This is a genomic window from Streptomyces sp. NBC_00385 (assembly GCF_035917155.1).
In the GTDB taxonomy this organism is placed as follows: Bacteria; Actinomycetota; Actinomycetes; order Streptomycetales; family Streptomycetaceae; genus Streptomyces; species Streptomyces poriferorum.
Window position 1 is genome coordinate 4660370 of sequence record NZ_CP107951.1, and the last position, 13854, is coordinate 4674223.

Consider the following 13854-nt stretch of genomic DNA (forward strand, 5'->3'; position numbering starts at 1 on the left):
CCGGCCGCGCTCTCTGCGCGGCCGGTGAGGACTATGCCGACCCGCCGTTGCTCTTCAGCAGCTGGCCGTTGACCCACTGACCCTGCGGCGAGCAGAGGAAGTCCACCAGGTGCGCGGTGTCCTGCGGGGTGCCCAGGCGGCCCAGTGGGGTGTTGCGTACGAGGATTTGGGAGAGTTCGTCGTTCATCCAGCCGGTGTCCACGGGGCCCGGGTTGATGACGTTGGCGGTCACTCCCAGGTGGGCGAGCTCGTGGGAGGCGGCCAGGGTGATGCGGTCCAGGGCCCCCTTGCTGGCGCCGTACGGAAGGTTGCCGACCGTGTGGTCGCTGGTGAGGGCGATGATCCGGCCGGAACCCGGGGCGGCGCGGAAGCGGAGTCCGTACTCCCGGATCAGCAGCCAGGTGGCGCGGGCGTTCACGGCGAAGTGCCGGTCGAAGCTCTCGACGGTGGTGTCGAGGAGACCGGAGTCGACCGACTCGGCATGGCTCAGCACGAGCGCGGTGACCGGTCCGATCCGGCGTTCTGCCTCGTCGAAGATGCGGGACGGGGCGTCGGGGTCGACCAGGTCCGCCTCGATCGCGGCCGTGCGCGCGCCGTGCGCGGTGAGGGATTCGGTGATGGTTGTGGGCGCGCCCTGCTCCTCGCCCCAGGTCATGCGCCGGTCGTACGGCGTCCAGTAGGTGAAGGCGATGTCCCAGCCCGAGGCGGCCAGTTGGCGGGCGATGCCCGCGCCGATGCCGATCGTGCGGCCGACGCCGGTGATCAGAGCGAGGGGGCGGGGCGAGGCGGAGGGCTGCGGACGTGGGTGTGGTTCGGCTGTGGTCACAGCGTGGAATCCTGCGTCACGGGTGCGCGCCCCGGCAATGTCTTTTGGGTGCGGGTGCGGGTGCGGGTGCGGGTGCGGGTGCGGGTGCGGGTGCCGGTGCGCCGGCGACGCCGGTCAGCCCCGCAGGTACGCGAGCACCGCCAGCACCCGGCGGTTCGTGGTGTCGTCCAGCGCGAGGTCGAGCTTGCCGAGGATGCTGCCGAAGTGCTTGCTGACCGTGCCCTCGCTCACCGTCATCGCCGCGGCGATCGACGCGTTGGACCTGCCCTCCGCCATCAGGGCCAGCACCTCCTGCTCGCGCGCGGTCAGCCGGGAGAGGGGGTCCCGGCGGCGACGGATCAGCTGGCGGACCACCTCGGGGTCCACGACCGTGTTCCCGGCGGCGACGCGGTGCAGGGCGTCGACGAACTCCTCTACGTTGCCGATGCGTTCCTTGAGCAGATAGCCGACGCCCGCACCGTCGGCGGAGTCCAGGAGGTCCTCGGCGTAGGCGCGCTGGACGTACTGGCTGAGCACGAGGACGGGCAGTTCCGGCTGCCGGGTGCGCAGTTCGATCGCGGCGCGCAGGCCCTCGTCGGAGAAGCCGGGCGGCATGCGCACATCGGTCACCACGATGTCCGGGCCGTGTTCGGCCACGGCCGCGATCAGCTCGTCCGCCGTGGAGGCGCCCGCCACCACCTGATGGCCGAACCGCTCCAGCAGCCCGATCAGGCCTTCCCGCAGGAGCACACTGTCCTCGGCCAGTACGATGCGCACGCTCACGTCCTCGTATCCGCAGGTGAGAGGGGGACCTGCAGCCGAAACACCGTGGGCCCGCCGGGCGGACTGGACACTAGCAGGTGGCCGTCGAGCACCGAGATACGGTCGGCCACGCCCTGGAGGCCCGTGCCGCCGCGGGTGTCGGCGCCGCCCGCCCCGTCGTCCCACACCTCCACCACCAGCAGGCCCCGCTCCGTCCGGCCGCTCACCCGGGCGCGCCCCGCTCCGCTGTGCTTGGCCACGTTGGCCAGCGCCTCGCAGACCGCGAAGTAGACCGCCGTCTCCACCGCTCGGGGGAGCCGGTCCGGCAGGTCGAAGTCCGTGTCCACCGGGACCACCGAACGGTCCGCGACGTCCTCGACCGCCGCCTGGAGGCCGCGGTCGGTGAGGACCTGGGGGTGGATGCCCTGGATGAGCTCCCTGATCTCCACCAGCGCGACCCCTGCTTCCTCGTGGGCCTTGGTGAGCAGCCCGGCCAGCGGTTCGGCCGGGTTCTCCAGCCGGGCCAGACCGAGCGTCATGGACAGGGCTACGAGCCGTTGCTGCGCGCCGTCGTGCAGATCGCGTTCGATCCGCCGGCGTTCCGCCTCGAAGGCGTCCACCAGGCGCATCCGGGAGCGGCCCATCTCCCGCAGCCGGGAGTCGAGGCCGGCCTCCGGCGCGGAGAGCAACTGCCGGGTCAGCGCCGCCCGGACGGCCGCGAGGGCCCCCAGCGGATACGCGAACAGCGGGAGCAGCACCAGTCCGGCGAGCAGCGCCGCGAAGGCGGGCGGGTAGCTGTGGATCAGCCAGATCTTGAGTACGCGCGCCTCCTCGCCGCCGCTCGCCGCCAGCATCACGGGAGCGGCCATCAGCCCGCCGCAGACGACGAGGGCGGTGCCCACGGCCAGCGCCTCCAGCGGCCACAGGACCAGGGCGAACAGCAGCGCGTAGCCCAGTTCCCGCCAGGTGGCCCGCTCCTGGAGGCGGGTGCGGAGCCAGGCGGAGAGGCCGGTGCCGTCGGGTTCGCGGTGGGCCGGGGCGAGGGGCCGCGGGTCGAGCAGCCGCAGCCTGCGCCGTTCCAGGGCGGCCAGCGGGATGCCGGCGAGCACGAGGGTGAGGAGGAGCGGGATGCCGATCAGGATCACGGTGAGCGCGCTGCCCACGATGGCCAGGAGGAGGAGCGCGGTGAGGGTCGCGAGGCCGAGGGGCACGCTCGTCAGCAGGTAGAGCGTGGCGCGCCACGGCCAGGCGCCGCGCAGGTAGCGGCGCCGGCGCACGGCCTGCCACAGGCCCGGGGAGGGCAGGGGTTCGGCAAAGGGGGCGGCGGGGGAGGGCATGGGGGAACGGTAGGCCGGGTCCGGTGGGGCGGACCACCCGGCGAGGTGGAGCCCGGGGGTGGAGCCAACTCCACCCCCGGGACTCCCTCTCGCTGCGATGTGCCGCCGGGGCGGCGCCGGTTGAGTGGTGGCCATGAATCACGCAGCTGTCCGGCTTCGCTCGGTCACCCGGTCCTACGGCAGGAACAACGGCGCGGTGACCGCACTCGACGGGGTCACCCTCGACGTCCCCCGGGGCACGTTCACCGCCGTCATGGGCCCGTCGGGCTCCGGCAAGTCGACCTTGCTCCAGTGCACCGCCGGTCTCGACCGGCCCACCGGCGGGCAGGTGTTCCTCGGCGACACCGAACTGACCGGGCTCAGCGAGCGGAAGCTGACGCTGCTCCGCCGCACCCGCATCGGTTTCGTCTTCCAGGCGTTCAACCTGCTGCCCTCGCTCAGCGCCGAGCAGAACGTCGCCCTCCCCCTCCGGCTGGCAGGCCGTAGGCCGAAGCGGGCCGAGGTCCTGGACGTCCTGGAGCGCGTCGGGCTGCGCGACCGGGCCGGGCACCGGCCCGGTGAGCTCTCCGGCGGTCAGCAGCAGCGCGTGGCCCTGGCCCGCGCCCTGGTCACCCGGCCCGATGTGCTGTTCGGCGACGAACCCACGGGAGCTCTGGACTCCGAGACCGGCCGACAGGTGCTGACGCTGCTGCGGAGCATGGTGGACGGCGGCCAGACCGTGATCATGGTGACGCACGACCCGGTCGCCGCCTCCTTCGCGGACCGGGTGCTGTTCCTGGCCGACGGCCGGGTGCGGGACGAGCTGTCCGCCCCGTCCGCCGAGCAGGTCGCGGCGCGCATGACGCGAATGGCGGCCGTCCCGTGCTGAGCATCGTGCTGCGCGGCATGCGGACCCGCTGGGTCACCTTCGTCGGCTCCTTCCTCGCGCTGGCCCTCGGGGTGGGGATCGTCGCCACCACCGGGCTGGCCCTCGCGGCCACGTTCGACGCCCCCCGGCACGGGCCGGAGCGGTTCGCCGCGGCACCCGTCGTGGTCCGGGGGGAGGACCGGCTGCGGGTACGGACGCCGATCGGGGTCCGTACACAGGAGCTGACCTCGCCCCGGTCGGTCCCGGCGGAGCTCGTCACCGCCCTCGCGGAGCTCGGCCGTACGGTCGAGGACCGCACGTTCTCCGTCTCGGTCGGCGGCGCCCGCCTCGACGGGGACGGCGAGGGAACGGTCGGCCACCCGTGGCCCGTCGCGGCCGCCACCCCCTACCGGCTGGCCACCGGAAGGGCCCCGGCCGCCGACGGAGAGGTCGTCGTCACTGCGGGGAACGGCACCGATGTGCGTACGGGGGAGCGGATCACGGTCACCACCGGCTCGGGGACCGCCGCCCGGACCGTCGTCGGCACGGTGCGCCCCGCCGGGTTCGAGACCGCCGTGTTCTTCACCGCGGCCGAGGCGGCCAGGATCTCCCCGGCCGTCGACGCCGTGGTGGTGCACGCGGATCCGGCGGCGGTGCGCGCGGTCGTGGCCCACGAGGACCGGATGGCGGTGCTCACCGGCGACGACCGCCGCCGGGCGGATCCCGACCCGGACCGGGACGCCGAGGCGCTGGTCTCCGTGAACGCGCTGCTGGGCACGGCCGCCGGCATCACCGTGTTCGTCTCGGTCTTCGTGGTCGCCTCGACGTTCTCCTTCGCGGTCGCCCAGCGCCGCCGCGAGTTCGGCCTGCTGCGCACGGCGGGCGCGACCCCCGGTCAGGTGCGGCGGACGGTGTACGCGGAAGCCGCCGTCATCGGCGTCCTGGCGTCGGCGGCGGGCTGCAGGCTGGGCGTGCTCGGTTCGCCCCGGCTCGCCTCCTGGATGGCCGGTGAGCGCATCGCACCCCCCTGGTTCGCGATCGGTGACCAGAACTGGCCGCTCCACACCGCCTTCTGGACCGGGCTCGCGGTGGCGCTGGCCGGAGCGGTCGCCGCCTCGCGCCGGGCCGGGAGGGTGGGGCCGGTCGAGGCGCTGCGTGAATCCGCCGTCGACAGCGGTTCGATGCCCCTGAGCCGCGTGCTGCTGGGCGCGGCAGTCCTGCTGACCGGGGCCGTGCTGCTGGGTGTCGCGCTCGTCCAGGACCCCGGGAGCCTCCTCAAGCGCAAGACGTACGTCACCCAGCCGATGCTGCTGATCGTCGGGTGCGCCCAGTTCGCCCCCGTTCTGGTACGTCCCGTCACCCGCTTCCTCGCCTGGGCACCCGCCCAACTGCGCGGCGCCACCGGTGTGCTGGCCAGGGAGAACGCCTCCGCCGGGCTGCGCAGGACGTCCGCGGTCGCCGCACCCGTGATCGTCACCGTGGCGCTGGCCGCCTCGCTGATGGGCACCACGGCGACGCTCGACGAGGCCCGGGCCACCGAGGCGCGCACCCAGGTGACCTCGGACTTCGTGGTCACGGCGGGCAGCGAGGGCGCCGCGCTCCCGCCGGAGTTCGTGGAGCGGGCCCGGCAGATTCCGGGCGCCGTCGTCAGCGCCTCGCGGTCCACCTCCGTGACCGTGCTGGAGGAGGGCACGGCACTCGTCACCTCCGAGGCGCGGGCGGTGGACCCGGACGACGCGGCGGCGGTGTCGGAGCTCCCCGTGGTGGCGGGCAGCCTCGCCGGGCTCGACGACGGTTCCCTCGTCGTCAACGAGGAGTGGATGACCACGACGGTCGGCGCGCGCGTCGGTGTCTGGCTGGCCGACGGCCGCAAGGTCACCCTGCGGGTGGCGGCCGTGCTGAGCACCGGCACCGGGAACAACGGGGTGTATGTGACCCCGCGCAACGCCGGGGGAGCCGCAGTCGACCGGCTCGACGTCAAGGTCCTTGACGGAGAAGGGCGTTCGGCGGTGGCGGCGCAGCTGGCGGCGGCCGGACGGGCGACGGGGGCGGAGGTGGCGACGAGGGCCGGGTGGCTGGCGGAGAACCACCGGCGGACCGGTGGGAACACCCGTCTCGGGCTGCTGATGATCCTTCTCATCGCCGTGGTGTACACGGGCATCGCCCTGGCCAACACGCAGGTGATGGCCACCTCGGACCGGGTGCGCGACCTGGCGGTGCTCCGGCTCGCGGGGGCGACGAAGGCGCAGGTGCTGCGGATGGTGGGCGCGGAGGCGCTGGTCGTGGTGGCGGTGGGGGCGGTGCTCGGCGGGGCGGTGGCCGCGCTGAACCTGCTCGGCGTACGGACCGCGCTCGCACTGCTCGACGTCCGCTCGGCGGTGGTCGTCCCCTGGGGGACCATCGGCTCGGTCGTCGCGGTGAGTGCGCTCCTGGCCGTGGTCTTCGCGGTGCTGCCCGCCTCGCTCGCGCTGCGCGTCAGACCGGTCGAACGGGCGGGCGCGCGGGAGTAGTCCGGGTGTCCGGCCGGACGGGGCCTCAGCGGGAGAGCGTGCCGACCAGGGCCGCCGCCTCGCCGATGAGGTCCCGTTCGGCCGGGCTCATCGTCGGGTTGGCGTCCCGGCGGGCCGCCGCGTCGGCGAGATGGCGGGCCGGGATACCGCCGTCCGCGATGAGATGCGGCATCAGGGCGGTCAGCAGTTCCCGCCCGCCGTCCGCCGCCGGGCTGCCCGGATCGACCGCCACCTGGGCGAGGATCAGCGCCGACATGGCCCGGTCCAGGGCCGGCGGGCCCTCCTCGGCGTTGCTCCAGTCGATCACCACCGGGCCGTCGGCCGTCAGCATCACGTTGTCCGGGTGCAGGTCGAGGTGGAGGATCCGGTCCTCGGGATCCGGTGAGAGCCGGGCCGGGACGGTGTGCAGTTCGGCGAGCAGCCGGGCGAGCAGGGCGGAGCCCTCGGCGGCGTCGATGCCGCCGCTGAGGAGGGACTCCAGCATCGTCGGACCGGTCAGCCGCTGCAGGACCAGATCGCCGGGACCGGCCGACGGAGGCTGCGGGCCGAGCCGGGGGACCGGGTAGCCCGAGGCCGAGAGGTAGGACATGACGGGCAGTTCGGGGGTGGCGTCCAGCCCGTAGCGGTAGCGGCGCAGGACCCACGCCTCATCCAGTTCGTATACGTCGGCGTCGCGTCCGCTGCCCAGCAATTGGCCTATTCGCATGGGGGGAACCTACTCGTGACGGGCGCCCACGGGGAGATCGTTCGCGCGTGTCCCCGTATCGGGGCCGGTCGGGACGGCCTCGGAACTGCCCCATAACGCGATGCGATGGGGCGGACGGGATCTCCTGAAGATGACGTGTACGCGGCTACGTTGACGGCAATTCCCCCGAAGTCAAGGAGAGTTCCGTGGAGAGATCCATGCTCCGCAGACGTGCACTGGCCGCGTGTACCGCCACCGTGGCCGTCGGCGCGCTCGGGCTGGCCGGGCTGACCGGCACCGCGTCCGCCGACCCTTTCCCCCGCCTGTCGCCGGCCGCGACGGACCAGCTCTCGCCCGGTCTGCTGAAGGCCATGCGGCGCGACCTGGGACTCACCGCCGACCAGGCGACGGAACGGATCGGAAACGAGTCCCGTGCGGCCGCCGTGGCCGCCGGCCTGCGGCGGTCGCTCGGCACCGGATTCGCCGGTGCCCGGGTGAGCGGTGATGCGGCGGAGCTGACCGTCGCCACGACCGATGCCGCGGACACCGGCCGGATCGCCGAGGCCGGCGCCCGGGCCGTCGTCGTCGACCACAGCCTGGCCGAACTCGACTCCGCCAAGGCCGCCCTGGACCGGGTGGCGCTGCGCAAGGCGCCGAAGGACGTGCCCGTCTGGTACGTCGACGTGCGCACCAACCGTGTCGTCGTCCAGGCCGGCCGGGCCACCGCCGCCGACACCTTCCTCGCCGCGGCCGGTGTCGCGCGCGATCTGGTGACGATCACTCGGAGTGCCGAACAGCCGCGCACGTTCGCGGATCTGCGCGGCGGTGACGCGTACTACATGAACGGCTCCGGGCGCTGCTCCATCGGCTTCCCCGTCAAGCGCGGCACCCAGAGCGGCTTCGTCAGCGCCGGGCACTGCGGAACGCCCGGCGTCAGCACCAGCGGCTACAACCAGCAGGCCCAGGGCTCCTTCCAGGGATCCACCTTCCCCGGCCGTGACTACGCCTGGGTCGCCACGAACGCCAACTGGACGCCGCGTCCGACGGTGAACGGTTACGGCAACGGCGATGTGACGGTCACCGGTTCCACCGACGCACTGGTGGGCGCGTCGGTCTGCCGCTCGGGTTCGACGACCGGTTGGCACTGCGGCACGATTCAGCAGCGCAACACCAGCGTCACCTATCCGGAGGGCACCATCTCCGGCGTGACCCGCACCAATGTCTGCGCCGAACCGGGCGACTCCGGCGGCTCGTTCATCTCCGGCAGCCAGGCCCAGGGCGTCACCTCGGGCGGGAGCGGCAACTGCTCCCAGGGCGGTACGACGTACTTCCAGCCCGTGAACCCGGCGCTCCAGGCCTACGGACTCACCCTGGTCACCAGCGGCACCCCGACCGATCCGCCCGACCCGACGGACCCGCCGACCAACCCGGGCGGCAGCTGGGCCGCCGGTACGACCTACGCGGCCGGTGCCGTCGTGACGTACGGCTCCGCCAGTTACCGCTGCCTCCAGGGACACCAGGCGCAGCCCGGCTGGACACCCCCGAACGTCCCCGCGCTCTGGCAGGCCCTGTAGGGCGTGTTCCGAAAGTCCCGCCTGCCCGGCCGAACCCCTCCGGCGACAGAGGAACGGGGGGCGGGGGCCCGAGCCCTGAACTCGGGTCCCCGCCCCGCCCCGCACGTGCCCTCCCCCACCACCCCGAGGAATCAGCCATGACCCCCGACCTGACCCCCGACCCGATGCCCGATCCGGCACCCGGCCCGTCCGGCGGCTCCGCCGGTGACCGGCCCATCAGCCGCAAGACCCTCCTCAAGGCGGCCCTGGTCGCCACCGCCGTCCCGCTGCTCGCCGGGGGCGGGGTCGCGCTGGCGCGCGACGCCGGTGCCGCCGGAGTGCGGCTCGCCCCGACGCCGGACTGCGACGACGGCGACGAGCCCACGCACGACCAGATGGAGGGCCCGTACTTCAAGCCCAACTCCCCGCTGCGCAAAAGCCTGGTGACCGCCGGAACCCCCGGCGTTCCGCTGACGGTCAGCGGCTATGTCTTCGGCCGTGAGTGCCGGCCCGTCCCCGGCGTGCTGCTGGACTTCTGGCAGGCCGACACCAACGGTGCGTACGACATGAGCGGATACGCCTTCCGCGGCCACCAGTTCACCGACCAGGCCGGCGCGTTCACGCTCACGACGATCGTGGCGGGGCTGTATCCCGGCCGCACCCGGCACATCCATGTGAAGGCCCGGGCGCCCGGCTCGGGCATCCTCACGACCCAGCTGTACTTCCCGGGCGAACCGCGCAACAGCACCGACGCCCTGTACGACCCGGCGCTCCTGATGAACGTCCGGTCCGTGGGCTCCGGCAAGGAGGGGACCTTCGACTTCGTCCTCGACGTCGCCCAGGACCCGACCGATCCGCCGACCGACCCGACGGACCCGCCGACCGGTCCGGGCGGCAGCTGGAGGGCCGGGACGCTCTACAACGCGGGCGACCGCGTCACGTACGGCGGGGTCACCTACCGCTGTCTGCAGGCTCACACCGCCCTGACCGGCTGGGAGCCGTCGAACGTCCCCGCGTTGTGGGAGCGCGGGTAGACGGGCAGACCGGCGGGGTACCACCGCCGCGCGCGCACGCCCCGGGCCTCTTCCCGGGGGGTGCGGCGCGCCAGGCCCGGGCCGGAGCCTTCCGGCCCGGGCCGCTTCCCCGGGGCCTCTCGTCCGGATCATGCCGGGCTCGCGGGGGCCGGGATGATCCGGACGAAAGGCCCCCTGGTCCCGCGCGAACCCCGCTGCGGGCCGGTTCACTTCGCGTCCGAATACCGTTCCACCACCGCCGTGGTGAACGGGAAGCGGACCGGCGTGTCACCGAAGGCGGTCCGCCCGGCCAGTTCACCGGCCGCCCGGATCGCCTCCACCACGGTCTCGGCCTCCTCCTGAGGGCAGTGCACGATCACCTCGTCGTGCTGGAAGAAGACCAGCTCCGCCCGGAGCCCGGCCGCCGCGATCGACTGCCGCAGCGCGGCCAGGAGCAGCAGTGCCCAGTCGGCCGCACTGCCCTGCACCACGAAGTTGCGCGTGAAGCGGCCCCGCGCACGGGCGTTGGAGGAGGCGTAGCCAGGAGTGAATCCGCCGTCCGCCGCCTCCGAACCGTCCGGCGGCGGGTCGTCGCCCTCCTGCGGCATGCCGGCCTCCCCGTCGTCCCCGCTGCCCGCGGCGGGCGGGCTGGTCCGGCCCAGCCAGGTCCGTACGAGCCGGCCCTCCTCGCCCGCCTTGGCCGCGTCGTCCACATAGGCGACCGCGTGCGGGAACCTCCGGCGCAGGGCGGCCAGGTTCTTCAGCCCGTCTCCCGACGTCTGGCCGTAGACCGCGCCGAGCAGCGCGATCTTGGCGTGGTCGCGGTCGCCGTGGAAGGCGCGGTCGGACAGCGCGGTGTACAGGTCGCCGTCATGACCGGCCACTTCCATCAGGCCCCGGTCGCGGGAGATGGCGGCCAGCACCCTCGGCTCCATCTGGTCGGCGTCCGCGACGACGAGGCGCCAGCCCTCGTCGGCCACCACGGCCCGCCGGATCACCTTCGGGATCTGCAGCGCCCCGCCGCCGTTGGTCGTCCAGCGGCCGCTGACCGTGCCACCGGGCTGGTACTCGGGGCGGAAGCGGCCGTCGCGGACCCAGTCCTGGAGCCAGCTCCAGCCGTGGGCCGTCCAGATCCGGTACAGCTTCTTGTACTGGACGAGCGGCCGTACCGCCGGATGGTCAAGCTCCTCCAGCTCCCAGCGGCGGGTCGACCGCACCTTGATGCCTGCCTGCGCGAAGGCCTTCACCACATCGGCGGGCAGGTTCGGGCGGACCCTGCGGCCGAACGCGGCGGACACCTCGTCCGCGAGCTCGGCCAGCTTCCGGGGCTCGCCGCCGCCCGCGTACCTCTCGCCCAGGAGCTCGTGCAGCACCTCGCGGTGGACGTCGGCCCGCCAGGGCAGGCCCGAGCGGTTCATCTCGGCGGCGACCAGCGTGCCGGCGGACTCGGCGGCCGTCAGCAGACTCATCCGGCCCGGCCGGTCCGTGGCGTCGTGCCGGGCGAGCTGGTCCGCGTACACCTGGAGCAGGGCGTCGAAGGGCAGCCCGGTCCCCGACCGCGGCTCGAACAGGGAGGACTGGGAGCCCGGCACGGCGGAGCGCGGCGGCGGATCGGGCGGCACCGGGCCGCGCAGCAGACGGGCGTGGGCGGCGGCGGCGGAGCGGGGTTCGCCGAGCCGGCCCTCGTGGCCCAGCAGCAGGGACTCGGCGACCTCGATGTCGTAACAGCGCGCGACCGGGACCCCGGCGGCCAGCAGCTTCGGGTAGACCTCGGCCGACGAACGCCACACCCAGCGGGTGACACCTGGCCGCGAGCGGACGGCCTCGGCGAGGTCCGGTTCGGTGACGGCCGGGGCGGTGGGACGGCCGGTGCGGTCCAGCGGGGCGAGGCACGCGCCACCGCTCTCCGTGACGGCCACAGCCCAGCGTTCGGTCATGGATTCGAGTCTGGCACCCGGCACTGACAGCGAGGCGGAGCGCGCGCGGGCGGGGACGCTGGAAGGATGGGCCGGGCCCGGGCAGGCGGGACTTTTCGGGACACGTCCCGGTCCGGATCCGTTGCGACGAGGAGGCAGGCGACACGATGGAAGCGATCGTTTTCGAGGAGTTCGGCGGACCCGAGGTACTGCACCCCGCCCGGGTCGAGGACCCGCATCCCGGTCCCGGGCAGGTGCGGGTGAAGGTCAGGGCCGCGGCGGTCAACCCGATGGACTACAAGATCCGGCGGGGCTGGATGGAGGACGTGTTCCCGACCTCGCTCCCGGCGATCCCCGGTGTCGAGTTCGCCGGGGTGGTCGACGTGACCGGTGAAGGGGTCACCGACGTCGCGGTGGGCGACGAGGTGCTGGGCTGGAGCGCCACCGGTTCCTATGCCGAGTACGCCCTGGCCGACGCCGCTCTCGTCGCCCCCAAGCCTCCCGAGCTGAGCTGGCCGGACGCGGCCGCCCTGACCATCGCGACGAACACCGCCCAGCGCGTCCTGGACGAACTCGGCGTGGAAGCGGGGGAGACCCTGTTGCTGCACGGGGCCGCCGGAGCCGTCGGATCGGCCGCGGTCCAGCTGGCGGCGGCCCGCGGCGCGACGGTGATCGGCACGGCGTCGCCGGGCAACCACGACTACCTGCGGGTGCTCGGTGCGACCCCGGTGGAGTACGGGGACGGGCTGATCGGCCGGGTGCGCGCACTCGCTCCCCAGGGTGTGGACGCGGTCTTCGACGCGGCGGGGCGCGGCGCGCTGCCGGACTCCATCGAGCTGCGTGGCGGCACCACGGACCGGATCGTCACCATCGCCGACCCGGACGCGGGCAAGCACGGCGTCGCGTTCTCCGGCGGTGGCTCGCGGTCCGGGAAGCAGCTGGCCGAGCACGCCCGCCGCGCGGCCGACGGCGAGCTGAGGGTGCCCGTCGCCAAGACGTTCCCGCTCGACGAGGCGGTCAGGGCGCAGGAGCTGAGCGAGGCGGGGCACGTACGCGGAAAGGTCGTGCTGCTGCCGTGAGGGAGGGCGGGCAGGGCGCTCGGCCAAAGTTGTCCACAGGGTGTGGATGAATTCCGGTGAGCCCGCCATGCCTACCCTGACCTCATGGAACCGGTGATCGACCAGGCCTTCGCGGCTGCCCTGTACTCGGACGACGACTCCGGCCTCGACACCGGCGCATCCCTCCTCGCCGCCGACCCGGCCTCCGACGCGGAGCTGCTGCGCCGGGGCGAGGAGTTCGTCCGGCGCGCCTGGGACCGCGGCTGGCTGCCGGCCGACCTCGTGCGCCTGGTCCGCCGCGAACTGGACGAGCACGCGGCCGGCCTTGCCGCCGGGCTGATCCGCTCGGAGGTCCGGCGCTACGAGGTGCTCCCGCCCCGCTGGCGGGCCCAGCTGGACGAGCTGCCCGCCCCGCCGCCGGCGGGGCGGCCGGACCGTTTCTCGTACGCCTCCGCACTCCTCGCGCTCCACCGGCTGCTGCTGCGGCTGCCCGCGATCGAACCCGTCGGGCCGCCGCCCGGCGCGTTGCGCGACGCCTTGCACCTGCCGCCCGCGCACGACGAACCGCGCATGCTGACCCGGATCCGGGCCCTGCTGGCCAAGGCCGAGGCGACGGGCTTTCCCGAGGAGGCGGAGGCGCTCACGACGAAGGCGCAGGAGCTGATGGCCCGGCACAGCATCGACGAGGCCCTGCTGGCGGCCCGTACGCACAGCGGCAGCGTGCCCGGTGCCTGCCGGATCGGGGTGGACGCCCCGTACGAGACGGCCAAGGCGATCCTGCTCGACGCCGTCGCCTCGGCGAACCGCTGCCGGGCCGTGTGGAACAGCGACCTCGGCTTCTCGACGGTGGTCGGCTTCGAGCCGGACCTGGAGGCCGTGGAACTGCTCCACACCTCGCTGCTGGTGCAGGGCACGGCGGCGATGACGCGGGCCGAAGCGGGGCAGCGAGCCGGCGGCCGCAAACGGACCAAGACCTTCCGGCAGTCCTTCCTGATGGCCTACGCGCAGCGGCTGGGTGCCCGGCTGGCCGACGGCACCGCCCGCGCCACCGCCGAGGCCGAAGCCGAGGGTGCGGTCCCCGGTGCGCCGGCCTCCGGGGCCGGGCTGCTGCCGGTGCTGGCCGCACGGGACGTGGCGGTCACCGGCGCCGCCGAGAAGATGTTCCCCGAGACCACGACCACCCGGGTCCGCGGCGCCACGGACCTGGACGGGTGGACCCACGGGACGGCGGCGGCGGACCGGGCCCGGATGGGCGGGATCGAGCCGGAGATCTCCGGCTGAGGACGGCCCCGCCCCCGGTGGCGCCTCCCCGTGCAGCAGTCCGCGTACCGGAATCGAGACCCGACAACTCGGGCATATCGGGAAATC

Annotated in this window: 11 protein-coding genes; 6 read left to right on the forward strand and 5 right to left on the reverse strand. The window is 74.0% G+C overall.

Going from position 1 to position 13854, the window contains the following annotated elements; genetic code table 11:
* Window positions 1-31 precede the first annotated feature (31 nt).
* The 3 genes from OG959_RS20800 to OG959_RS20810 all read right to left on the reverse strand — a co-directional run bounded on the left by OG959_RS20800 (window position 32) and on the right by OG959_RS20810 (window position 2904).
* Complete coding sequence (locus OG959_RS20800; protein WP_326660563.1) at window positions 32-826, reverse strand: SDR family oxidoreductase; 795 nt, start codon at window positions 824-826, stop codon at window positions 32-34.
* Between the two features lie 114 nt (window positions 827-940).
* Window positions 941-1582 (reverse strand): response regulator transcription factor, encoded by a 642-nt coding sequence (locus tag OG959_RS20805; RefSeq protein WP_326660565.1) that lies wholly within the window; start codon window positions 1580-1582, stop codon window positions 941-943.
* 2 nt (window positions 1583-1584) lie between these two features.
* Window positions 1585-2904 (reverse strand): sensor histidine kinase, encoded by a 1320-nt coding sequence (locus OG959_RS20810; RefSeq protein WP_326660567.1) that lies wholly within the window; start codon window positions 2902-2904, stop codon window positions 1585-1587.
* Between the two features lie 133 nt (window positions 2905-3037).
* Between OG959_RS20810 and OG959_RS20815 the strand changes: the two genes are divergently transcribed.
* The gene (locus tag OG959_RS20815; RefSeq protein WP_326660569.1) at window positions 3038-3772 is read left to right on the forward strand and encodes an ABC transporter ATP-binding protein; all 735 of its coding nucleotides are present in this window, start codon (window positions 3038-3040) and stop codon (window positions 3770-3772) included.
* A complete protein-coding gene (locus OG959_RS20820; protein ID WP_326660571.1) occupies window positions 3766-6261 on the forward strand; it encodes an ABC transporter permease in 2496 nt (831 codons plus the stop codon). The genes OG959_RS20815 and OG959_RS20820 overlap by 7 nt, the downstream gene beginning before the upstream one ends.
* A 25-nt stretch (window positions 6262-6286) precedes the next feature.
* Here the strand turns inward: OG959_RS20820 and OG959_RS20825 are convergent, their stop codons facing one another.
* Window positions 6287-6967, reverse strand: a complete 681-nt coding sequence (locus OG959_RS20825) for a phosphotransferase (protein WP_326660573.1) — start codon at window positions 6965-6967, stop codon at window positions 6287-6289.
* A gap of 197 nt (window positions 6968-7164) precedes the next feature.
* On the opposite strand from OG959_RS20825, the gene OG959_RS20830 reads away from it, so the two are divergent.
* Together OG959_RS20830 and OG959_RS20835 are read left to right on the forward strand one after the other, a co-directional pair.
* Window positions 7165-8520 (forward strand): alpha-lytic protease prodomain-containing protein, encoded by a 1356-nt coding sequence (locus tag OG959_RS20830; protein WP_326660575.1) that lies wholly within the window; start codon window positions 7165-7167, stop codon window positions 8518-8520.
* Window positions 8521-8684: 164 nt separating this feature from the next.
* The gene (locus OG959_RS20835; protein WP_326666510.1) at window positions 8685-9533 is read left to right on the forward strand and encodes a carbohydrate-binding protein; all 849 of its coding nucleotides are present in this window, start codon (window positions 8685-8687) and stop codon (window positions 9531-9533) included.
* 206 nt (window positions 9534-9739) lie between these two features.
* Here the strand turns inward: OG959_RS20835 and OG959_RS20840 are convergent, their stop codons facing one another.
* On the reverse strand, window positions 9740-11449 hold the full coding sequence (locus OG959_RS20840; RefSeq protein ID WP_326660576.1) for a bifunctional 3'-5' exonuclease/DNA polymerase: 1710 nt from the start codon (window positions 11447-11449) through the stop codon (window positions 9740-9742).
* A 146-nt stretch (window positions 11450-11595) separates the two neighbouring features.
* Here OG959_RS20840 and OG959_RS20845 point away from each other — a divergent pair, with 146 nt between their 5' ends.
* Window positions 11596-12507, forward strand: a complete 912-nt coding sequence (locus OG959_RS20845) for an NADP-dependent oxidoreductase (RefSeq protein WP_326660577.1) — start codon at window positions 11596-11598, stop codon at window positions 12505-12507.
* An 84-nt stretch (window positions 12508-12591) separates the two neighbouring features.
* Entirely contained in the window at window positions 12592-13767 is a 1176-nt protein-coding gene (locus OG959_RS20850; protein WP_326660578.1) for a DUF2786 domain-containing protein, read from the forward strand.
* The last annotated feature ends 87 nt before the right edge of the window (window positions 13768-13854 follow it).